At 63.4% G+C, this 22,019-nt stretch carries 17 protein-coding genes; 13 read left to right on the top strand and 4 right to left on the bottom strand.

Annotated elements, in window-relative coordinates:
• Nucleotides 1-91 precede the first annotated feature (91 nt).
• On the bottom strand, nt 92-355 hold the full coding sequence (locus DMP07_RS08980) for a hypothetical protein (RefSeq protein WP_244594876.1): 264 nt from the start codon (nt 353-355) through the stop codon (nt 92-94).
• Here DMP07_RS08980 and DMP07_RS05220 point away from each other — a divergent pair.
• The 5 genes from DMP07_RS05220 (at nt 354) to DMP07_RS05205 (ending at nt 7,249) form a co-directional block, all read left to right on the top strand.
• Entirely contained in the window at nt 354-890 is a 537-nt protein-coding gene (locus DMP07_RS05220) for a TetR/AcrR family transcriptional regulator (RefSeq protein ID WP_244594895.1), read from the top strand. The two genes, DMP07_RS08980 and DMP07_RS05220, sit on opposite strands and share 2 nt — an antisense overlap.
• 35 nt (nt 891-925) lie before the next feature.
• On the top strand, nt 926-5,656 hold the full coding sequence (locus DMP07_RS05215; protein ID WP_244594875.1) for a 2-hydroxyacyl-CoA dehydratase: 4,731 nt from the start codon (nt 926-928) through the stop codon (nt 5,654-5,656).
• Between the two features lie 157 nt (nt 5,657-5,813).
• Nucleotides 5,814-5,942 (top strand): hypothetical protein, encoded by a 129-nt coding sequence (locus tag DMP07_RS09055; RefSeq protein WP_280176190.1) that lies wholly within the window; start codon nt 5,814-5,816, stop codon nt 5,940-5,942.
• Complete coding sequence (locus tag DMP07_RS05210; RefSeq protein ID WP_123198100.1) at nt 5,935-6,255, top strand: hypothetical protein; 321 nt, start codon at nt 5,935-5,937, stop codon at nt 6,253-6,255. The genes DMP07_RS09055 and DMP07_RS05210 overlap by 8 nt, the downstream gene beginning before the upstream one ends.
• A gap of 160 nt (nt 6,256-6,415) precedes the next feature.
• The gene (locus DMP07_RS05205) at nt 6,416-7,249 is read left to right on the top strand and encodes a hypothetical protein (RefSeq protein WP_123198099.1); all 834 of its coding nucleotides are present in this window, start codon (nt 6,416-6,418) and stop codon (nt 7,247-7,249) included.
• A gap of 8 nt (nt 7,250-7,257) precedes the next feature.
• On the opposite strand, the gene DMP07_RS05200 is transcribed toward DMP07_RS05205, so the two are convergent.
• Together DMP07_RS05200 and DMP07_RS08925 are read right to left on the bottom strand one after the other, a co-directional pair.
• Entirely contained in the window at nt 7,258-8,829 is a 1,572-nt protein-coding gene (locus tag DMP07_RS05200; protein WP_123198098.1) for a sodium:solute symporter family protein, read from the bottom strand.
• 208 nt (nt 8,830-9,037) lie between these two features.
• Nucleotides 9,038-9,199: a hypothetical protein gene (locus tag DMP07_RS08925; protein WP_211324516.1), complete on the bottom strand. Its 162-nt coding sequence runs from the start codon at nt 9,197-9,199 to the stop codon at nt 9,038-9,040.
• Nucleotides 9,200-9,415: 216 nt separating this feature from the next.
• Between DMP07_RS08925 and DMP07_RS08920 the strand changes: the two genes are divergently transcribed.
• The 7 genes from DMP07_RS08920 (at nt 9,416) to DMP07_RS05170 (ending at nt 18,379) form a co-directional block, all read left to right on the top strand.
• Nucleotides 9,416-9,562 (top strand): hypothetical protein, encoded by a 147-nt coding sequence (locus DMP07_RS08920; RefSeq protein WP_211324515.1) that lies wholly within the window; start codon nt 9,416-9,418, stop codon nt 9,560-9,562.
• A gap of 153 nt (nt 9,563-9,715) precedes the next feature.
• A complete protein-coding gene (locus DMP07_RS05195) occupies nt 9,716-11,125 on the top strand; it encodes an NAD(P)/FAD-dependent oxidoreductase (RefSeq protein WP_123198097.1) in 1,410 nt (469 codons plus the stop codon).
• Between the two features lie 147 nt (nt 11,126-11,272).
• Nucleotides 11,273-11,917, top strand: a complete 645-nt coding sequence (locus DMP07_RS05190; protein ID WP_123198096.1) for a hypothetical protein — start codon at nt 11,273-11,275, stop codon at nt 11,915-11,917.
• 45 nt (nt 11,918-11,962) lie between these two features.
• Complete coding sequence (locus DMP07_RS05185) at nt 11,963-12,448, top strand: RNA polymerase sigma factor (RefSeq protein ID WP_123198095.1); 486 nt, start codon at nt 11,963-11,965, stop codon at nt 12,446-12,448.
• Nucleotides 12,445-13,377 carry an anti-sigma-I factor RsgI family protein gene (locus DMP07_RS05180; RefSeq protein WP_123198094.1) on the top strand — a complete coding sequence of 311 codons (933 nt, stop codon included), beginning with the start codon at nt 12,445-12,447 and terminating at the stop codon, nt 13,375-13,377. Before DMP07_RS05185 ends, DMP07_RS05180 begins: the two co-directional genes overlap by 4 nt.
• Nucleotides 13,378-13,547: 170 nt before the next feature.
• Complete coding sequence (locus tag DMP07_RS05175) at nt 13,548-16,199, top strand: YhgE/Pip domain-containing protein (protein WP_123198093.1); 2,652 nt, start codon at nt 13,548-13,550, stop codon at nt 16,197-16,199.
• A complete protein-coding gene (locus DMP07_RS05170) occupies nt 16,196-18,379 on the top strand; it encodes a YhgE/Pip domain-containing protein (RefSeq protein ID WP_123198092.1) in 2,184 nt (727 codons plus the stop codon). Before DMP07_RS05175 ends, DMP07_RS05170 begins: the two co-directional genes overlap by 4 nt.
• A 497-nt stretch (nt 18,380-18,876) precedes the next feature.
• On the opposite strand, the gene DMP07_RS05165 is transcribed toward DMP07_RS05170, so the two are convergent.
• Entirely contained in the window at nt 18,877-20,667 is a 1,791-nt protein-coding gene (locus tag DMP07_RS05165; protein ID WP_123198091.1) for an FAD-dependent oxidoreductase, read from the bottom strand.
• Between the two features lie 287 nt (nt 20,668-20,954).
• Here DMP07_RS05165 and DMP07_RS05160 point away from each other — a divergent pair, with 287 nt between their 5' ends.
• On the top strand, nt 20,955-21,884 hold the full coding sequence (locus DMP07_RS05160; RefSeq protein WP_123198090.1) for a LysR family transcriptional regulator: 930 nt from the start codon (nt 20,955-20,957) through the stop codon (nt 21,882-21,884).
• Nucleotides 21,885-22,019: the final 135 nt, after the last annotated feature.

Here is a 22,019-nt window from a genome sequence, read left to right as displayed (position 1 = left end):
CGATTTTACGCACCTCCGGTTCGAATGTAAAAATACGGCCGTTTTGCCGGCGCTGTGTTGCCCGCCGTATGCCGCGGTTATACAATACGCCCTATTGAACAAAGTGTTCATTACTGGTCAACTTGTTCAAAATGCCTGATGGCATAAGCAAAATGAAAGGTGAGTCGATCGGTTTGGCGGCAATTTCTCTTAAAAGCGCCAAAAGGAAAAGCTCGAACGCGCCCGTGGCCGAGGAATCGCGCGCATGTTCCGCGCCCGAACCTTCTTCCCGCACTCGCACGGAATGCCCCGCGCCCTGCGACCCGCGTATCGCGCGTTCCAGGGCGGCGTTGCGCGAAGCCTTGATAGAACTCATGGAAGAGCGCGGCTTCGACGGCTTCACCGTGAACGACCTCTGCCAGCGCGCGGGCCTCAACCGCGGCACGTTCTACAATCATTTCAAAGACAAAGACGCCCTTCTGCAGGCGTTTGAGGACGAGGTTCTGGCCGAGCTCGACGATTTCAGCCGCAAGATGAGCGAGATTTCGATCGTGGAGCTCATGCATTACCGCATGCTCAAAAAGCCGCTTCCGGTGTTGGTGGAGCTGTTCGACTACGTGCGCAAGGAAGGCGAGTTCTTCCACGCGGTGCTCGGCCCCGGAGGCGACGTGCGATTCGGCCCGCGCCTGCGCGAAGCGGTGTGCAGCAAGCTGATCATGTCGCTTCTGCACGAGCAGTACCGCGAAGACCCCACGCCGTTCGTCAATTACTACATCGCCTATTTCGCGGGCGCCTACGTTTCCGTGATCGTCCGTTGGATCGAAACGGGCATGCAGGAAAGCTCGGAAGAAATGGCGCTCATCGCCGTTCGCCTGTTCTTCATCAAGCCGGGCGAATCGATCAAGCTTTAGGATAAGGAACCACCATGATTCAAAAGGAGAGCATCATGGCTGCCGAAACTATGAAAGCCCGGGTTGCGAACAACGCGGCCGTCGAAGGGGAGGCGCGCGCCGCGCAGATCGCACGCGCTGCGGATGCTTCGCCTTTGCATATCGGCATCGACGTCGGCTCCACTACGGTCAAGGTGGCCGTTCTCGACGACAACCGTGACGTCCTGTATTCCTGCTACCGCCGCCATCACGCCGACATTCGCGCCACCATCGTGGAAGTGGTGCAGGAGGCGGCCGAGCGCTATCCCGACACTCCTATGACGATCGCGATCACGGGCTCGGGCGGCCTGCTTTTGGCCCAGTGGCTGGGCATCGAATTCGTGCAGGAGGTCATCGCCTCCAAGACCGCGGTGGAGACCTTCATTCCCCAGACCGACGTGGTGATCGAGCTGGGCGGCGAAGACGCCAAGATCATCTACTTCGACAACGGCATCGAACAGCGCATGAACGGCACGTGCGCGGGCGGCACGGGCGCGTTCATCGACCAGATGGCCGCGTTGCTCGACACCGACGCGGGCGGTTTGAACGAGCTGGCGAAAAGCCATACCGCGATCTATCCGATCGCGAGCCGCTGCGGCGTGTTCGCGAAGACCGACGTGCAGCCGCTGCTCAACGAGGGCGCGCGCAAGGAAGACATCGCGGCGTCCATTTTCCAGGCCGTGGTCACGCAGACCATCTCGGGCCTGGCGTGCGGCCGCCCCATCCGCGGCAACGTGGCGCTTTTGGGCGGCCCGCTTCAATACCTTTCCGAGCTGGATAAACGTTTCTGCGAAACGCTCGGGTTGGACGACGAGCATGCCATCCGTCCCGAAAACGCGCATCTGTTCGTGGCGTGCGGCGCCGCGCTGTGCGGCGCGCAGGGCAAGGCGGAGCTTCTGTCCGACGTGCTGGGGCGCCTGCGCAACCTGGGCGACATCCAGGGCAGCGAAGTGGTGCGCCTGGACCCGTTGTTCGCAAACGAAGAAGAATTCGCCGAGTTCAAGGCCCGCCACGATCGCGAGAAAGTGGCGCGCGGCGACCTGATGGCCTATACCGGCACCGCCTATTTGGGCATCGACGCCGGCTCCACCACGTTCAAGGCCGCGCTGATCGGCGAAGACGGCGAACTTCTGTGGAGCTCGTATTGCAACAACAAAGGCGACGTGCTGGGCACGGCCAAGCGTGCGATCGCCGATATGTACGGCGCGCTGCCGGTGGACGCCACGACGGGCGAGCCGTTCGTGACGATCGGCCATGCCACCGTGACCGGCTACGGCGAAGCGCTGTTGCTCGAGGCTTTGCGCGTCGATTCCGGCGAAATCGAAACGGTTGCGCATCTGCGCGGTGCGCAGGAAATGCTGCCGGGCGTCGAGTTCATCTTGGACATCGGCGGCCAGGATATGAAGTGCTTGCGCGTGCGCGACGGCGTGATCGACCACATCATGCTCAACGAGGCGTGCTCGTCGGGCTGCGGCAGCTTCATCGAAAGCTTCGCCAGCGGCTTGAATCTGGACGTCACCGAGTTCGCTAAGACGGCCAACGCCGCCAAGCATCCGGTCGATTTGGGCAGCCGCTGCACGGTGTTCATGAACAGCCGCGTGAAGCAAGCGCAAAAAGAAGGCGCCACGGTGGGCGATATCGCCGCCGGCCTGGCCATTTCGGTGGTCAAGAACGCGCTGTTCAAGGTGATCAAGATCCGCGACCCGCGCGAGGTGGGCGATAAGGTGATCGTGCAGGGCGGCACGTTTTTGAACGATGCCGTGCTGCGCGCTTTCGAGCAGCTTTCGGGCACGAACGCCGTGCGCCCCGACATCGCGGGCAACATGGGCGCATACGGCGCCGCGCTTCTGGCGCGCGACCGCGCGAAGGGCGAGCATCCCGTGTCCGGCATGCTTTCGCTCGAACGCATCCAGGCGCTCGAACCCACGCATAAAACCGTGCGCTGCAAAGCGTGTTCCAACCACTGCCTGCTCACGGTGAACGATTTCGGCGTGGACGAGAACACCGGCAAGCATCGCCGCTTCATCACGGGCAACCGCTGCGAAAAGGGCGCGGGTGTGCTGGGCGAGACGTCCAACGTGCCGAATCTGTTCGAGTACAAGAGCCGTCGCCTGTTCGGCTACGAGCCGCTTGCCGCCGAAGCGGCCCCGCGCGGCACGGTGGGTATTCCGCGCGCGCTGAACATGTACGAAAACTATCCGTTCTGGTTCACCTTCTTCACGAAGCTGGGCTATCGCGTGGTGCTTTCCGACGCTTCGTCCAAAAAGACTTACGACGCGGGCATCGAGAGCATGCCGTCCGAAAGCGTGTGCTATCCGGCCAAGCTCTCGCACGGTCACGTGATGAACCTGCTGGAAAAGGGCGTCGATTTCATCTGGATGCCGTGCGCCAAGTGGGAGCGCCAGGAAGACGCGGGCGCTGGCAATCACTTCAACTGCCCGATCGTGGCCAGCTATTCCGAGGCGCTGCGCCTGAACATCGACGAGCTGCGCACGTCCGATGCGAAGTTCTTGAACCCGTGGCTTCCCTACGACCAGAAAGACAAGCTTAAAGAGCGCCTGTTCGTGGAGTTGTACGAGAACTTCGTCGAGGCCACGTGCCGCCATGCCGACGCGCCTACGCGCGCCGAGGTGGCCGATGCGGTTGAGGCCGCGTGGGCCGAGGATATGGCGTTCAAAGACGACATTCGCGCCAAGGGCGAAGAAACGCTGCGCTGGATGGAGGAGACCGGCACGCACGGCATCGTGCTGGCGGGCCGCCCGTATCACAACGACCCCGAAATCAACCACGCCATTCCCGAGCTTTTGACCAGCTTCGGCCTGGCGGTGCTCACGGAAGATTCCATCGCGCATCTGGGCACGCTGGAACGTCCGATTCGCGTGGTGGACCAGTGGATGTATCACACGCGTCTGTACGCCGCCGCCAAGGTGGCCACGCAGCGCGACGACCTCGACCTGATCCAGCTGAACAGCTTCGGATGCGGCCTGGACGCGCTGACCACCGACCAGGTGCAAGAAATTCTGGAGGCGTCGGGCAAGGTGTACACCGTGCTCAAAATCGACGAGGTGTCCAACCTGGGCGCCGCGCGCATCCGCGTGCGTTCGCTGCTGGCGGCGCTCAAGGACAAGGCCGACGAGCGCGCCGAAGCCGAGCGTGGTCCGCTGGCATGCCCGACGGTCGCCATGAACAAGGAATACAGCACCGAGGCGGCCGTTCCCGAAGACGAGATGAAAGAGCATGCGCGCCATGCCAAGATCCGCATGGACAATAAGACGGGCATGACCGAGGCCGAGGCCGCGCGCGTGGTGGCGCAGGCCGACGCGTTGATCAAGCAGCGTGCGTGCGCGTCCACCGAGTTCGAGAAGGTCCAGTTCACCAAGGAGATGAAAGAGGCCGGCTACACCATTCTGTGCCCGCAGATGGCGCCGATCCACTTCGACCTGCTGGTGGAGATCTTCCGCAAGAACGGCTACAACTTCGAGCTTCTGCCCAGCGTTGACCACGGCGCGGTGGATGCCGGCCTGAAGTACGTCAACAACGACATCTGCTATCCGTCCATCCTGGTGACGGGCCAAATCATGGAGGCTGTGACCAGCGGCCGCTACGATACCGACAAGCTGGCCGTGATCATCACGCAGACGGGTGGCGGCTGCCGCGCCACCAACTACATCGCGCTGATCCGCAAGGCGCTGGCGGCGGCGGGCTTGGGGCATATCCCCGTGATTTCGCTGTCGTTCAAGAAGCTCGAGGAAAGCAATCCCGGCTTCGAGGTCACGCCGAAGATGCTGCTGCAGGCGGTGTACGGCGTGCTCTACGGCGACCTGCTGATGATGTGCCTGTATCGCACGCGTCCGTACGAGGCCGAAGCCGGCGCCGCGCAGAGGCTGTTCGACCATTGGATGGGCGAGTGCAAGCGCCAGCTGGCTGCGGGCCTTTCGCGCAGCGAATGGAAGCGCACTGTGCGTCAGATCGTGGAAGATTTCGACACGTTGCCGCTGGTGGGCGAGGGCAGCAAGCCGCGCGTGGGCGTGGTGGGCGAGATCTTGGTGAAGTTCCATCCCACGGCGAATAACCAGATCGTGGATGTGATCGAGCGTGAGGGCTGCGAGGCCGTGGTGCCGGGCTTGACGGAGTTCTTCCTGTTCGGTCTCGCGGGCGCCATCTTCCAGAAAGATCCGCTGGGCCGTTCTGCGAAAAGTGCGCTTGGAAGCCGCATCGCGCTGGCCGCCATCGACAAATTCCGCAAGCCGGTCAACGACGCGTTGCGCGCGTCGCATCGCTTCGAGCCGCCGGCCGACATCTACGAGCTGGCGGGCTATGCGAGCGAGATTCTGAGCCTGTGCAATTCGATGGGCGAAGGCTGGCTTTTGACCGCCGAGATGGTGGAGCTCATTCGCACGGGTGCGCCCAACGTGGTGTGCACCCAGCCGTTCGCGTGCCTGCCGAACCATGTGGTGGGCAAGGCCGTGATCAAGGAGTTGCGTCGCAGGTATCCCGAGAGCAACATCGTGGCGGTCGATTACGACCCTGGCGCTTCCGAGGTGAATCAGCTCAACCGCATCAAGCTGATGATCAGCGTGGCGAAGGCGAACCTTGAAGGCAAAGAGGCCGAGGCGCGCCGCATGCGCGACGTGGCGCGTGCGGCCGACAAGGCTGCCGCCGATGCGACCGCGGGCTGTTCGTGCGGTTGCGCAGCCGCCGAGGAAGTGGGCGCGTTCGAGGTGCAGGAAAGCCGCACCGAACGATAGCGCGGTGCGCTGCGAGTGCACGTTGGGGCGTGAGCGCGCGCCGCACTGCGCGTATGCCGCGAGTTTGCGTGTCGCGCCGCAAGCGCACGTCTATGCGGGGCGTCTATAGATGGTCGAGCGGGGCTGGAACGTGAGGTTCCGGCCCCGCTTTCGTTTCATGGCAGCCGACGGAGTCGTCCGCTTCGGCTGCCGAAAAACGTTTTGGAAAAAGTTAATTGATACTAACTTTGTAACGTTTATCGGTTATGATGGCGGCGAAAAGCAAGAAGGAGCCAGCCATGTCTGACAAGAAAAAGAACGCCGCCAAAAAGAAGCTTTCGAAAAAGCAGTTGAAGAAGCAGGAAAAAAAGCAGGAGAAGGCCGTGCGCAAGGCGGCCAAGAAGCTTGCGAAGAAGCTTTCGTCCGGCAAGTCGAAGCCGCCCAAGGCTGCGAAGGCGAACAAGGTCGCCGCCGCGTCGAGCGCCGCATCGTTTCAGCTCAACCTGGGCACATGTCCGTGCTGCAGCAAGCATTGCCCGCTTTCCAAGCCGAAGTGCGGCAAGGGCCGCGCCGTGGCGCGCAAGAAGCGCGAGCGCTTGATGGGCGAAGCGGCGGCTTAGGCGTTTCGTCGGCGCCGCGATGGGCGGGTGCGGGAATGTTTCCGCGCCCGCCCATCTTTTTTGTCGCAGGGTTCTCGATTCGCTTTACGGCCGCATGATACGATGCGCTGCGTCACGTGCATCGCGCGCTGACGGTTGCGGCGCGAGAGCGGAGGATGCGATGGTTTCGGCATCGTCGAAGAAAGTAATTGGCGTAGTCACGCTGGTAGTGTTGTTTGCGGCGTTCGGGATTCTGTTCGCAGGGGAGTGGGCGCCTTCCATCGGGTATATGGGCCTGGTGCGCTATCTGTGCATGGCGGCCGGATTCGTGTTGTTCGCCCTTTCGTTCGTCGGCTTCGCCATTATGCTGGTCGTGTCTTCGCAGGAGCGTAAGGGCGGTGCGGGTGCGGGATTTGCGGCAACTGCGGCACGGTTCGCACGAGAGGTCGCACGCTTCGCCGTGGCTTGCATCGCCTATGCGGGCTCGGCCTTCGTGGCGCTCGGCGTGATCGTCGCGTTCGGCGAGGGCGCGCCGACGCCTATACGCTTGCTCAAGTTGGTCGCGGTTTTGGCTGCCTGCATCGGCGTCGCCGTGTCGTATCGCCTCTATCGCAAGAAGCACCCGGTTTCGTACGACATGCTCGGCAGCGCCGGCATCGCAGCCCTGTTCGTGCTGCTTACGATCGGCAGTTTGGCTATCGGCGTCATTCAGTCCAAAGACGCCTTGGTCGATCTGATGCGCGGTCCGCAGACCGAGCTATGCTGGCTTGCCGAAGTCGAGGAGGACCGCGCGACCGGCCGTTATAGCGGGTTCAGCCAGGGCACGCTCGAAATGACGTTCAAGACCCTCGATGATCGACCGATCCATATCAGTGTCGCCGAAAACGACCGCCCCGGTCTTGCCGACGTGGTCAGCGCCGAAGGCGTGGTGTGGCTGACGTACTTCCCCGAAAGCGGCGTGTACGTATCCGCGAAACCGGGTTTGGACGACTACCTCGCCGCGGGCGGACAGTAGCGCCGCGCTTACGCTGTCGGGTCCATTTCGGGCAAGTGCTCTTCGCGCATCTCGGTTTCGATTTCGCGGTCGGTGGCGCTTTTGCGGCTGGGCAGCGCGATGTCCATGTCGAAATCGACGGGCTTGGTGACAAGGCTCACGAGCGGCACGATCGCCATCGAGAGCACCATGGCCAACGCGCCGCAGTTGATCGGGCTTGCGATCAGCGGTGCGCCGAAGAATCCGGCGATCATGTTGCCGCCGGTCAGTCCGACGCCCACGACGAAACTGGCCCATACGGCCGCCTTGCTGACGCGCTTGCTGTACAGGCCCCAGAAAAACGGGCCCAAAAACGCGCCCGCCAGCGCGCCCCAGCTGATCGACATGAGTTGGGCGATGAACGTGATCGAGCTGTTGTACTGCACCAACGCGATCGCGGCCGAGACGACCACGAACAGCACCAGCAGCCCGCGCATCCACAGAAGCTGGTTTTTCTCGCTCATATGCTTGATCACGTTGCCCTTCAGCAGGTCGAGCGTCAGCGTGGAAGAAGACGTCAGTACGAGCGAACTCAGCGTGCTCATGGAAGCGGAAAGCACCAGCACGATCACGAGGCCCACCAAAATATCGGGCAGCCCCGAAAGCATGGTGGGAATGATGGAGTCGTAGACGGGCGCCCCGTTGGCGGAGTATGCGATCTGGTCGCCGTACAGGCGCCCGAAGCCTCCCAGGAAGTAGCTGCCTCCTGCCACCACTACGGCGAACAGGGTCGAGATGATCGCGCCCTGCTTGATCGCGGGACCGCTCTTGATCGCGTAGAACTTCTGCACCATCTGCGGCAGGCCCCAGGTGCCCAGGCTCGTGAGCACGATGACGCCGACCAGGTTGGGAAGGTCGGGGCCGAACATGCTGACGAAGGCGCCTTCGAGCGCGCTGTTTTCGGCGGGGACCTGCGAAAGCGACACGAGCGCCTCGCTGAATCCGCCGTTGCCCATGACCACCGCGGCGATCACGGCGATGATGCCGAAGAGCATCACGATGCCCTGGACGAAATCGTTCACCACGGCGGCCATGTAGCCGCCGATCACCACGTAGACGCAGGTGATCAACGCCATGCCGATGACGCACACCTCGTAAGGCAGGCCGAACGCCATGCCGAATAGGCGCGAAAGCCCGTTGTAGACGCTGGCGGTGTAGGGGATCAGGAACACGAAGATGATCGCGGCAGCGGCGATGCGCAGCCCTTTGCTCGCGAATCGCTTGCCGAAGAATTCGGGCATGGTGGATGCCTGCAGGCGCTGCGTCGTCTCGCGTGTGCGCGGTCCGAGCACCCACCAGGCAAGAAGGCTTCCCAGAATGGCGTTGCCGATGCCGATCCAAGTGGCGGCCAGGCCGTATTTCCAGCCGAACTGGCCGGCGTATCCGACGAAGATGACCGCACTGAAGTACGAGGTTCCGAACGCGAAGGCGGAAAGCCAGGGGCCGACATTGCGGCCGCCCAGGATGAATCCGGAGACGTTGCCGGCGTGCTTGCGGCACAGAATGCCGACGCCGATGGCGGTGGCGGCGAAGATGGCCACCATGAGCGCTTTGACGATCATGAGGTATTCCTATCGTGCGATGGCGAGGGCGGGCGCGCGGCGCCGGCAGTTCGCCGAGGGTGATCCGGTCGGGGTCGAGACGTCGTGGAGAAACGGCCCGAGGGACGCAGCGTTTTCCGCCGTTGCGGAAAACGCGTATCGCCCAGGAGGCGCACACGGGAGGCGCGGCCGAGCGAGAGAGGAACAGCGCCCGCGCTACATCCGTGTGCTAAAGATATCGATAGGAATATGCGTGAGAAACGGTGCCGAAACGGCGATGCCCGCAGGCGCTGCGGGCATCAAATGGGGTGAGATTGAACATGAAGGGGAGACAACGGGGGGTGCCGCAGCAGGCTGGGGAAGCCGGGGTATGTGCGGTTCCGTTGTTCATGGCTGACTCCTTCGATGTTGCGGGTTTCATTATAGAGACGGCGTTGCCAAGGTCAATAATTTATCGTGATAAAGTGCGAAAATTGTACAATTGTTCAAAAATGCGGTAAGCTCCGTCCGTCTGCCGACTGTATCCGACCGCTTGCGTTCCCTACCTTCTCGGCTCGAATGCGTGATAGGCCGCTTTTCGTGCGCATGTCGGGCCATAAGGGGAAATATGGTCAAAATGCCTGGTATTCAACTGAAAAATGAACGCTGCGGCAATTATCGGGCGTCGATGCGGGGCCAATGCCGCATGGCGTCGTTTTTTGTCGATATATCACGGATGCGCGATGCGTTTCGCGCAGCTTCGATGCGCGCATGAGGGCCGCCGCCGGTCGGTCATGGAATTTGTTGTACACCTGTACAATTTTGGCGGGTTATCCGGTCGCCGAGGCGCCTCTTCGGCACGGCTCCGTCACGCTACAATGCCAAGGCGCCGTCATACGGCGTCGATCTGCATAGGGAGGGTTTTATCATGCGTTTCGATTCGAGCGCCGACGTAGTCATCGTCGGCGCGGGCCCGTCGGGCATTTTCACCGCTCTCGGCCTGCTGGACAGCGGCTCGGCCGCGTGTATCGTCATTGTGGAAAAAGGTCTCGCCATCGAGGACCGTTCGTGCCCGAAGGCCAAGGCTGGTCGCTGCGTCGGCTGCGAGCCGTGCCGCATCACCACGGGCTTCTCGGGCGCGGGCGCGTTTTCGGACGGCAAGCTCTCGCTTTCGTGCGAGGTGGGCGGCGATTTACCTGAATTGATCGGGGAGCGTTTGGCGCAAAGCTCGATCGACCGCGTCGACGACATATATCTGCGCTTCGGCGCCGACACGCACGTGGAGGGCGTGGGCGCGCCCGATGAGGTGAAAGAAATCCGCCGTCGCGCCATCCAGGCTGGCTTGAAGCTGGTCGATTGCCCGATCCGTCATCTGGGAACCGAAAAGGCTCAGGAAATCTACGGCAGGATCGAAGACCATCTGCACGATGCGGGCGTCGAGCTGATGTTTCGCACGGAGTGTTTGGACGTGGTCATGGAGGGTGATGCATGCCGCGGCGTGATCGTGAAGGGGACCGACGGCGTGGAGCGCGCCATTGCGGCCGAGCGCGTGGTGGTGGCCGCGGGCCGACGCGGCGCCGATTGGCTCGAGCGCGTGTGCGTCGAACACGGCATCGACCACGCTCCCGGCCCGGTGGATATCGGCGTGCGCGTCGAGATGCGCAACGAAATCATGGAGCGCGTGAACAACGTGCTCTACGAAAGCAAGCTGATCGGTTATCCGAATCCGTTCAGGAACAAGGTGCGTACGTTCTGCCAGAACCCGGGCGGCTTCGTCAGCCAGGAGAACTACGACGACGGCCTGGCGGTGGTCAACGGCCACTCGTATAAAGAGCGCAAGTCCGAAAACACCAACCTGGCCATTCTGTGCTCGCATCACTTCCGCGAACCGTTCGACCAGCCCATCGCGTACGCGCAAAAGATCGGCGCGGTGGCGAACATGCTGGGCGCGGGGCGCATTCTGGTGCAGCGTTTCGGCGACATTTTGGACGGAAAGCGCACGTGGCAAGACGAGCTGAACCGATCCAACGTGCATCCCACGCTGCCCGACGCGGTGGCGGGCGACATCACGAGCGCCATGCCGTATCGCACCATGACCTCGATTATGAACTTCATGCTGGCCGTGGACCAGGCCATTCCCGGCTTCGCGGCGGGGGAGACGCTTCTGTACGCGCCCGAGCTGAAGTTCTACAGCAACCAGGTGAAGATGGACAAGGATTTCAACACCAACAGGAAGAACCTGTATTGCCTGGGCGATTCGAGCGGCTGGACGCACGGCTTGATGATGGCCTCGGTTATGGGGTACTTGATGGGCGAGCGCCTGGCGCGCGAATCGTAAAGCGGAAAATTTTCGACTTTCTTGCAAGGATTCTCCCGCGTCGATCGTGTTCCTTATGACAGGAAGGGAAAGCGGTCTTCCGGCGTTCTCCTCTTCGGGGGGGGACGATCGCGGGGAAGCGGGCCGCTTGTCGGAAAAGAGGTCGTTATGAAAAACATGGTCGAAACGAGCAAGACGGCAACGGCGAAGGCGCAGCCGGCCAAAGCGGTGCTCGCGGTTCTGGCGGCGGCGCTGGCGTTCTCGCTGGCGACGGCTCCTGCGTTCGCCCTGGGTCCGCGCAACGGCGCGGGTTGCGATTCCCCCTGCATGCGCGCATGCGCCGCTGCGGCGAGCAAGGGCATCGCCGACATGGGCGCGTCTGTGAAAAACGCCTGCTGCAGGGTTGCTTCGTGCGAAGGCTTCGTGGATGCGGACGGCGATAGCGTGTGCGACAACTTCGGCATGCGCGCACACCGCGGCGAAGGCGTGGGCTACGGCAACGGCTACGGCCAGCGCGACGGCAACGGCGCAGGCCAGGGCGATGGCTGCGGCCAGGGCTTCGCATACGCCGACGGCGACGGCGTATGCGATAACCGCGCCGCCGCGTGCGCCTGCGTGGACGCTGATGCCGATGGCGCGTGCGATACGTGCGGCGCGGCGTATCCCGGCGGCTTCGTGGATATCGATGGCGACGGCATGTGCGACAATCGCCAGAACGGCGTGTGCGGCGGCAATGGATACGGCCGCGGCGCCGGTTCCGGCGCTGGCAACGGTTGCGGCTTCGGCCATGGCTACGGCCGCGGCGCCTGCTAGCATCCGGAGTTCTTTCGACCGAAACCAGGGGAGGCGGGAAATCGCGTGCGCGACGCGCAAGACATCGAAGAAGCGGTGGAACGCTACGGCGATACGGTTTGGCGCGCGTGCCTGACGTACGTGCCCGCGCATGACGCCGAAGACGTGTTCCAGGACGTCTTCGCCGCATACGCTCAGCGCGACGAGGCGTTTCGCGAACCTGAGCACGTCAAGGCGTGGCTCGTGCGCGTGGCCATCAACCGATGCAAAGACCTGCTGCGCTCCCGCGCCCGCTCGAACGTGTCGCTCGACGCCGAGATACAGCGGCGGGGCGGCGCGTTCGCATGCGAGGGCAAGGAGCGCGCTTCCGAGGTGCGCGAGGTGCTTGACGCTGTGAATCGCTTGAGCGATCCGCCCAAAACTCCGCTGTATCTTTTCGCGTGCGAGGGCTATACCGTGCCCGAGATCGCGCGCATGGTCGGTGCGCCCGAAGGCACGGTGTATTCCTGGATTTCGCGCGGCCGCAAGCAGTTGAAGGAGGCGCTGTCATGAGCGATATCGACGACCGCCTGCGCGACGCGTACGACGCGGTGCACGCGCCCGAGGCGTTGAAGGCCGCCGCCCTTGCGCACATCGAGCAGCAGCGCGGCGAAGGCGCTTCTGCATGCGCGGGGGCCGACAGCCGGGTGTTCGCGCCTCTGTTCGACGAAGCCGACTCCGCGCCGCGGCCGCGCGACGGCTGCGTTTCGGCCGAAGCCTTGGTGCCCGTGCGCCGCCGAATGCCGCGTGCGCGCAGGGCGTTTTCGCGCAAGATGGCGTTGGCGGTTGCTGCATGCGCCGCATTCGTCGCGATCGGCATGGGCGGCTTCGCCTACGCCACGGCTCCGGTGGCGCGTGTGGGCATCGATGTGAACCCGTCGTTCGAGCTGTCCGTGAACCGCTTCGGCCTCGTGGTGGACGCCCGCGCCGTCAACGACGACGCGGCGGCGGTGCTCGACCGGGCCCGCGTCGACGGCATGGCGTGCGAAGAGGCCATGCAGGTCCTGGCCGACGCGTGCGATACCTATATAAGCGAAGGCGCGGTGGTCGAAGTGGGCGTGGCCTGCGAGGACGAAGCGCGTTGCGAGACCATCGAGTCGGCGGCGCTGCGCAGCTTCGAACGCAGCGCGGCGGAGGTGCATTGCGGCCGCTTGAGCGACGACCAGCGTCGCGCCGCCGTGGAGGCGGGCATGGGGTTGGGGCGCTATCGCGTGTATGAAACCCTGGTCGGCCAGGGCGTCGATATTTCCCAAGAAGACGCCATGCGCATGTCGATGGCCGAGCTGCGCGCGCTTGCCGCCCAGGCGGGGGTGGACACGTGCGATTCCGCCTGCGCGGGACGCGCGTTCGGCCAGGGCGCTTCGTGCGGCGAGGGCTGCGGACGCGCCGGCGAAGGCGCCCGCCCGATGCACGGCGAAGGCCGCGGCCGCCAGGGCGCGTAGGCGGTTCCGCCGCTCTTCGCGCGCCGCGCTTTACCTTGTTTTCGATTGTGGCGCCGCGAGAAATCGGTAACAATTGTGTGACAGGGGTCGCTCGCTCCTTATCATGCGCCCCCTGCAAGTAGAATCAGCTTTCTGTACAAATGTTGATTATCTTGGCAAAGGAGGAGCGAGTGGGCAACATCCTGCGCGTGTTCGTGCGCGACGTGAAACGCATTGCGAAAACGCCTGCGGCCTGGCTTGTAGCGCTGTTTCTCATCGTGCTGCCTTCCCTGTACACCTGGTTCAACGTCATCGGCTTTTGGGACCCTTACGACAACACGGGCAACCTGCGCGTATGCGTGGTCAACGAAGACGCCGGGGCGAGCGACGAAACGCTGGGAGAACTCGACCTGGGCGCCCAGGTGGTCGAACAGCTCGAAGAGAACAAGCAGCTGGGGTGGCATTTCGTCGACCGCGACGAAGCCATGCGCGAAGTGGAGGCGGGCGAGGCTTACGCGGCGTTCGTCATCCCTGAAGACTTCAGCTCCGATGTGACCACGCTTCTTTCGGGCGATTTTCAGCAGCCCGAACTTGAATACTATGTGAATGAAAAGGCGGGCCCGGTCGCGCCGAAGATCACCGACACGGGAGCCACCACGCTCGACAACACCATCAACGACACGTTCGTTTCCACGATCAGCTCGACGGTCGTCTATGCGATCGACCAGGCCATGAAAGAAGCCGACGCCGATTTCGACGCCACGCGCGGCAATGTGGTCGTGCGTCTGGGCGAAGCGGCCGACGATATCGCCTCGGCCCGCGAATCGCTGAGCAACCTGGCGACGGCGGCCGACGAGGCCGTCGTCAAGGCGGGCGACGCGCAAAAGGCGCTCGAAGATGTGAAGGCCCAGGTCGTGCTGCTGGGCGAGGGCTTGGGCCAGGTGTCCGAGCTGGCGGGCGACGTGAATCGCGGCATCGTGACGTTCTCCGGTTCCATCGGCGGCGTGCTCGACCACGGCTCGACGCTTCTTTCCCAGGCGTCGTCGAAGACCAACGAGGCCATCGGCCAGACCACGTCGGGCGTCGTGGCCGCCACGGGGCACGTGGATGCCGCCGTGGCGCGTGCTCAGGCGGTGGTCGACGAGAATGCCCGCATCATCGCCCTGTTGCGCGAAATCCAGCAGGCTTTGCCGGCCGACAACCCCGCATCGGGCGCTATCGATGCCGCGGTGACGTCGCTCGAAGAGCGCAACGCCGAAGCGAACGCCACGCTCGGTGCCCTGCGCGACCTTTCATCCGGCGTGTCGGGAACCGCGTCGTCGGTGGGCGGTGCGGCCGACTCCGTGAACACGGCCGTCCAGCAGACCCTGACCAACGTGGACGGCTATCGCGCCACGCTTTCCGACACCGCCATTCCCCAGGCCAGCGACGGCCTGACGCGCATCGTGGCCGCCACGAGCGGCTTCGGCTCGGCGGTTTCCAACCAGACGATTTTGGTCGACCAGGGCGTCGGCGTGCTCGACCAGCTGAAAACCACGCTCTCTTCGTCGGCCGACGCTTTGGCCCAGACCGATTCGCTGCTCGCCGACTTGCAGGCCGATTTCGAAACCGTGAAGACCGACGTGGCGGCCCTGGGCTCGTCGGGATCGGTGGCGGCGCTGTTCGACGAAGGCGACCTCGACGCGTCCAAGGTGGCCGAATTCATGCAGTCGCCCACGCAGGTGCAGACCGAGAACCTTTATCCGCTGAACTCGTACGGCTCGGCCATGGCGCCGCTGTTCATCAACCTCACGCTGTGGATCGGCGTGTTCATGCTGCTGGTGATCATGCGCAACGAGGTGGACGACGAAGGCATTCCCGACCTTACGATTGCCCAGCGCTTCTTGGGCCGCGAGCTGCTGCTGGCGGTCATGGTGGTGCTGCAATCGATTGTGTGCTGCGCGGGATGCCTGTTCATAGGCGTGCAGGCGACCGACGTGCCCGCGTTCTTCCTGACCGCCGCGATCTGCTCGCTGGCGTATCTGGCCGTGCAGTACACGCTGGCCACCACGCTGCAGCATATCGGCAAGGCGATCTGCGTGATCTTGGTGTTCGTGCAGATCCCCGGCGCCACGGGCCTGTACCCGATCGAGATGACGCCGAGCTTCTTCCAGGCGGTCTACCCGGTCTTCCCGTTCACCTACGGCATCAACGCCATCCGCGAAACCACCTGCGGCTTCTACGACGGCGCATGGCTGCAAAGCGTCGGCATGCTGCTGCTGTTCTTGACGGCGTTCTTGCTGGCAGGCCTGATCGCGCGCCCGTATCTGGCGAATTTGAACCATCTGTTCGCCCACCAGATCGAGGAAAGCGACATCATCAACGGCGAGTCCGTGCAGCTGCCCGAGCGTCGCTATCGCATGGCGCAGCTCATCCGCGTGCTTTCCGACCGCGAGGAATACCGTAGCGCCATCGCCAACCGCGCGGCCCGCTTCATGAGGCTGTATCCGAAGTTCAAACGCGGCGCGGTGGTCGTGGGCATCCTGGTGCCCGTGGTGGTGACGCTCGTGTTCGCCATCACCGAGACCGAGAAGGTGGTCATGCTCACGGCGTGGCTCGTGTGGATCGTGGCGATCATCGCGTTTCTGGTGGTCGTGGAGTATCTGCGCGACAGCCTGGAGCGCCAGGTGTCGCTCGAGGCCATGAGCGACGAAGAGGTGCGCTCGCTCTACGCCAGCCGCAACGACGTGTGCGGATCGTGCGGGCGCGAGGCACGTGCCGATTGCGGCTGCACGACCCAGGTGCGCGCTTCCGCCTATGCAGGCGAGCGACATACGTCCGGTGAGGAAAGGAGCCGACGATGAAGAATATCTGGCGCCTTTTCACGGGCGACCTGAAGCGCCTCGGCCATAACGTGATCACGGTGATCATCGTGCTGGGCCTGGTGGCCATTCCGTCGCTGTTCTCGTGGTACAACCTGATCGCGTGCTGGAACGTGTTCGACAACACGGGCAACCTCGAGGTGGCCGTGGCCAATTCCGATGAGGGCTACAAAAGCGACCTGGTGCCGCTCGAGATAAACGTGGGCGAGCAGGTGGTTTCGGCCCTGCGCGCTAACGACCAGCTGAAATGGACGATCACCGACGAAGAGGACGCTATCGACGGCGCCCGCTCGGGCCGCTACTACGCGGCGGTGGTGATTCCGTCCAGCTTCAGCCGCGACATGATGACGTTTTATTCCGACGACGTGGAGCACGCCAAAATCACCTACTACACGAACGAGAAGAAAAACGCCATTGCGCCGAAGGTGACCGATCAAGGCGCCGACGGCGTGTCGGCCCAGGTGAACACCGTGTTCGCGGAGACGCTTTCGGAGGTGGCGCTGGGCATAGCCACCACGCTTGCCGACTATGCGCAAGATTCCGATCTGGGCGGGCGCATCGGCGAGCTGGCCGTGCATATCGACAACGTGGGCTCCACCATGGACAAGGCGTCTTCGGTGCTGACCATGTACTCGTCGGTGCTCGGCTCGGCGCAGTCGCTGGTCGACGATTCGGCGGCGCTGCTCGGCCAGGTCAAAAACGAGGCCGACGGCGTGAAGGGCTCGGTGTCCGACATCAAGGCCGCCGCGGGCGATGTGGGCGACGCGATCGGCTCGTCGGCTTCGGCGCTTTCGACGGCTATCGAGCAGAGCGCCGCAAGCTACGGCGCGGTGGCCGATTCGGTGGATGCCGCGTTCGATTCGGCGTCGTCTTTGGCGTCCACGTCGGCTTCGCAGCTGAGCGGGGCCGCCGCCAAGGTGGACGGTCAGATCGGCGGATACCGCGACGTCATCGCGCATCTCGAGTCGCTCAGGCCTCTGCTGCCCGAGGGGGCGCAGTCGGCGGTCGATACCATGGTGGCGCGCCTGAAGGCTTCGATCGCGCTGCAGGAGCAGCTGCGCGATTCGTTGAATTCGGCGGCGGCCGATATCGAGGCGGGCCGTGCGGACACGCAGGCGAAGCGCGACGAGATCAAGGCGCTCGCGCAGCAGGCCGCAGACGCCCTGGGCGGCGCGAAAGCCGATTACGACACGCAGCTCAAGCCCGACATCGAGGCCTTGGCGGGCACTATCGGCGAGGCGAGCGCGACGTTTTCGTCCACCGCGGCCACGCTGGATGCCGCCGCGTCCGATTTGACGGGAGCCGCGGGTTCGGTGTCGTCCGGCATCGGCGACGCGCAGCAGAAGCTCGACGCCGCGGCGGCCGACCTGGCTTCGTCGGCGCAGCGCATGCATGACGCGGGCGCGCGCATCGCCGAAGCGGCGGCGAGCGGCGATGTCGAGGCCCTGCGCGCGGCGATCGGCTCGGACCCGTCCGCCTTGGCGAAGGCGGTTTCGGCGCCGGTGAAGCTCGATAGGCACGCGGTGTATCCGGTGGACAACTTCGGATCGGCCATGACGCCTCTGTACACGACGCTCGCTTTGTGGATCGGCGCGCTGCTGGTCATGGTGACGCTCAAGGTGACGCCTTCGAAGCGCATCCTCGATCAGATGGGCCACGTGCCCGCCTGGCAGCAGTTCATCGGGCGCTTCGGCGTGGTGGCGCTGATTTCGCTCATGCAGAGCACGTGCGTGAGCGTGGGCAATATGGTGTTCTTAGGCGTTCAGACCGTGAATCCGTTCCTCTATCTGCTGTGCTACTGGGTGTCGGGATTGGTGTTCGCGTTCATCATCTACACGCTGGTGGTGTCGTTCGCCAACTTTGGTAAGGCCATTTCGGTGTTCTTGCTGATTGTGCAGGTGTCGGGCGGCGGAGGAAGCTATCCGCTGCAATCGCTTCCCGAGTTCGTGCAGGTGCTCAGCCCGTATCTGCCCGTCACGCATGCGGTCAACGCCATGCGCGCGGCCATGTTCGGCGTGTACAACGGCGACTTCTGGACCGAGATAGGCATCCTGCTGCTGTTCACGGTGCCGTTCATCGTGTTGGGCCTGGTGCTTCGCACGCCGCTGATCAAGGTGGTGTCGAAGTTCGTCGAGATGGTGGAAAGCTCGAAGGTCATGTAGTGCCGCGCTGTCGTGTCGGCGGCGCTCGGTGTGACGCCTTGAGCCGTTCCATCCGATGGGTGCGCTCCGCGAGGGGCGCACCCGTTTTTTGTGCCCAGAGGCGGCGTGCCGTGCCGCGATGCCTGCGGGTTTCCGGTTTCGTAGGGAAAAGACGGGGGTCGAGGTCTGCGCAACAGCATCCGGCGGCCCCGCTTCGGCATACTTTGAAAAAAAGAGGCTTCCGAGGCCAAAAAATGCGAGGCTTGACACGCCGCCGCGCCGATTCCGCGCTATCGGGTCCAAGATAATACCCGTTTTAATAATATATGCGGCATATCGTCGCGTTCGCACCGCGAATGACAGCGTATTCGCCCATTCGAGTGGCAGACTCTCGAAAAAATGGCCCGAGACGCCCCTTTTTGCAAGAAACCCCTCCGACCGCAGTGGAGGAGGAACAAGTGAATTCGCGGGACTGAAAAGAAAAGGGAGCTTCGTAAGAAGCTCCCTGGAGGGGCGTGCTATTCCTGCAGTCCGTCCTGCGCCATGATGCCGCCTGCGGCCATGTAGCCGCCGACGAAGGCGAGTCCGAGGTCGGCGTACATGCCGGTCAGCGGCTTGCCTGCGGGGTTGCCGTCTCCCGACGACCCGCCCGCGGTGTGCCATCCGGCGTAGAGTCCCTTGATGGGCTTGCCTTCGGTATTCACGACCTGCATCTGGGGCGTTACGCGGAGGCCGGTCTTCGACCCGAACACGTGTCCGCCCAGCTTGGCGCCGTAATACGGCGGCGTGTCGATCGGAATGAGCCATTCGGCGGGATATTTATAGGCGCTCGCGTAGTCTTCGCCTGCTGCGCATGCTTCGTTCCATTTTTCGACGTTGGAGACGAGCGTGCCGGGTTCCAGGCCGAGCTGTTCTTCGAGCTCTTCGATCGTGTCGCATTTCTTGATGGCGCCGCCGTCGATCATCTGCTGGAAGCCGGTGTGCCAGTCGCGCAGCCATTCGGGCACGCGGTCGATATAGGGGTCGTCGGGTGCGACGATTTTCGCTTTACGGCAGATGACCTGGCCGAAGAAGTTCTCGGTCACAAGCTCGTCGAACTTCGAGTCGAAGCAACAGAAGGTCAGGCCTCCGGGCTGGCTCATTTCGATCGCGGCCGTTTCGCACAATCCTTCAGAAGAGGGAGCGGCGTCGTTCACGTAGGGATAGCTGCGTCCCGAGGTGGAAATGTAAGGCACGCGCTGGCCGTCGCGATTGATGCGAAGCCAGGGCTGGCGAAGGGCCTGGTTGCCGTCTTTGTTGATGTGGCAGTCCATTTCGGTGTCGTATTCGCTGTATTCGCGCCACCATACGCCGCCGTCGAACGCGCCCGTCGAATCGTAGCCCGAAAGGTCGGCTCCGACGCCTTGGCCCATGCGGATGCACTCGCCCGTTCCGTTCGGCGGGGTGGCGATGCATGCGATGCCTTGGAGCGTGGTCGCGGAATATTTCGCCATCATGGCGCGGTTGACTTCCATGCCGCCTGCGGTCAGCACGACGCCGCGCGAAGCCTTGATGAAGCGGTCTTCGCCGCTTTCGGCGACCTTCACGCCGACGACCGCTTCGCCGTCGTAAACCAACGTGGTGACAGGGCAATCGACGCGCACGTCGACGCCCGCGTCGCGCGCCGTCTGCTCGAGCTCCTGGAACGGAATCAGGTTGACGTTGATGCCGTTCGTCGGGGTGGACATGCCTTCCCATTCGAGCAGGCCGCATCCTGCGGGGGAGGGGTTCATCGGAACCCATTTGGCGCCCGCTTTCTCATTCATCCAGTCGATGCATTTCGGGCCCTCTTCGGCCATCGCGCGCAAAAGGTCGGGGTCGCCGGTCATCTGCTGGCAGCTCATGACGAATTCGACGATGCCGTTCACGTCGTAGGGATAGCTCGGGTACGCCCACTTCGCTTCTTCGGCCAGCTTGTGTCCGCCGAAATTGGAAAAGACCGACGAATGCTTCGAGTTGCCGCCTGTTTCGGGATTGCGCTCCACCATGAGCACATCGTATCCTGCCTGCGCGAGCCTGATGGACGCGTTGATTCCGCCGGCGCCCGAGCCGACGACGACTATTTCTCGTTCTTCGTCCCATTTCGACGGCACATCCGCCGGCGCGATGGGCTGTGCGGCCGCTTCGAACGCCTCGCGCGCGGGGTCGGCTGACGGAGTCGCATTTTCCTGGCTCTGTCCCTGCGGCGCGCATCCAGCCATGCCGAGGGCGGCTCCGACGCCGCCTACGAGCGCTGCGCTTTTGAGGAAATCCCTTCGATTGAGCTTCATGGCCTCCCCTTTCCCTCGTGATTCGCCTGTGAAGCCGCCGCTTGCGCGCATGGTCGGCATCGCAGGCCTTGCTTCGTCCTGGTGCGAACCTTGCCGTTATCGTACGGCCGCGTCCGCCTCGCGCGCCGTAGGGTATTTTTCCCCGCAGAAGGATAATTTGGCCGGGTGTAAGAAATCCTTTCGCTTGCGTCGCCATTGTTCGGCCGGGTATGCTGAACAGGTGCCGATCGCGCTGCCATGCCGAGCGCGGCGGGGTTCGTCGGCGCTGCTCAAGGGGGAGGGGCATTATGGACGCACGTCATCTTGAGGAGTTTCTGGTTCTATCCAGCGCTCTTAACTATACGGCCGCGGCCCAAGAGTCGCACGTGTCGCGGCCGACGCTCGTGGAGCACATGGCCGAGCTCGAGGCCGAGCTCGGCTGCGCGCTTTTCGTGAAAAGCGAGGGCCGTCTGGCGTTGACGCCGATCGGGCGAAGGTTCGTCGCGACGGCCTTGTCTCTTGTCGAGGGCATTTCCGGCGTCATTGCCGAGTATCGGTCGCTGCAGGGGAATTTTCTTTCGGTCCGCATTGCGGCGACGAATCTTCCGTGGCTCGAAAGCTCCATTCATCGGGCGAAACGCGCATTGGAGGAAATGAACCCGAGGAAGGTCGTCGATGTGGTGGCGACGCCGGGCGCGGCAAGCACGGCCGATGCGCTTCTCGACGGGAGCAACGATATCGTCGTCACAGGTTGTAAGAATTGGGAGGGCGAGAGCAGCGGCGCGGTCATGCCGTCGGGAATTTCCGGCTTCGAATTGCAGACGGAACCCATCATGCTGCTTATGACCGAAGGCAATCCTTTGTTCGGCCAGGCCGACATCCGCGCGAAAGACCTTGACGGGTCATGCATCCTTCTTCCGCCCGACATATATAACGGATACATGCGCGACGGCGTGGCCGAGCGTCTGCTCGAGCGCGGCGCCAGGGTTTCGTTGCGCCCGCTGCCGTTCGGCGACCATTTCGAGTATTTCTCCCACGGTTTCGACGACGAGCTGGGGGTCGTGCCGACCACCCTTATTCCCCGGTTCGGCATCGACCGCCGTCGCGAGTGCCGGACGTTCGAGCTTTCCGACCTGAAGCTCGTGACCGACTTCTACGTGCTCTATAAAGACGAATTCGTCGAGGACGAAACGGCACGCCTGTTCGTGGAGGCGTTGAAGCAGTCCGTGTCGTCGTGATGCGGCGTTCTCGGGCGCGGGCGGTGTTTTTGTGCATGCCGCAGTTCGGGAGCGCAGCGTCGCGGTTGCGGCTCGATGGCGCGAGGGCGGCGCGCCGACCCCGCGGATCTCGGCATCGGCGGCGTGTTTTGGAAA

Origin of the sequence: Slackia faecicanis, assembly GCF_003725295.1 — a bacterium.
In the GTDB taxonomy this organism is placed as follows: Bacteria; Actinomycetota; Coriobacteriia; order Coriobacteriales; family Eggerthellaceae; genus Slackia; species Slackia faecicanis.
The sequence above is the reverse complement of the archived record's forward strand: the minus strand, read 5'-3'. Positions and strand labels throughout refer to the sequence as shown.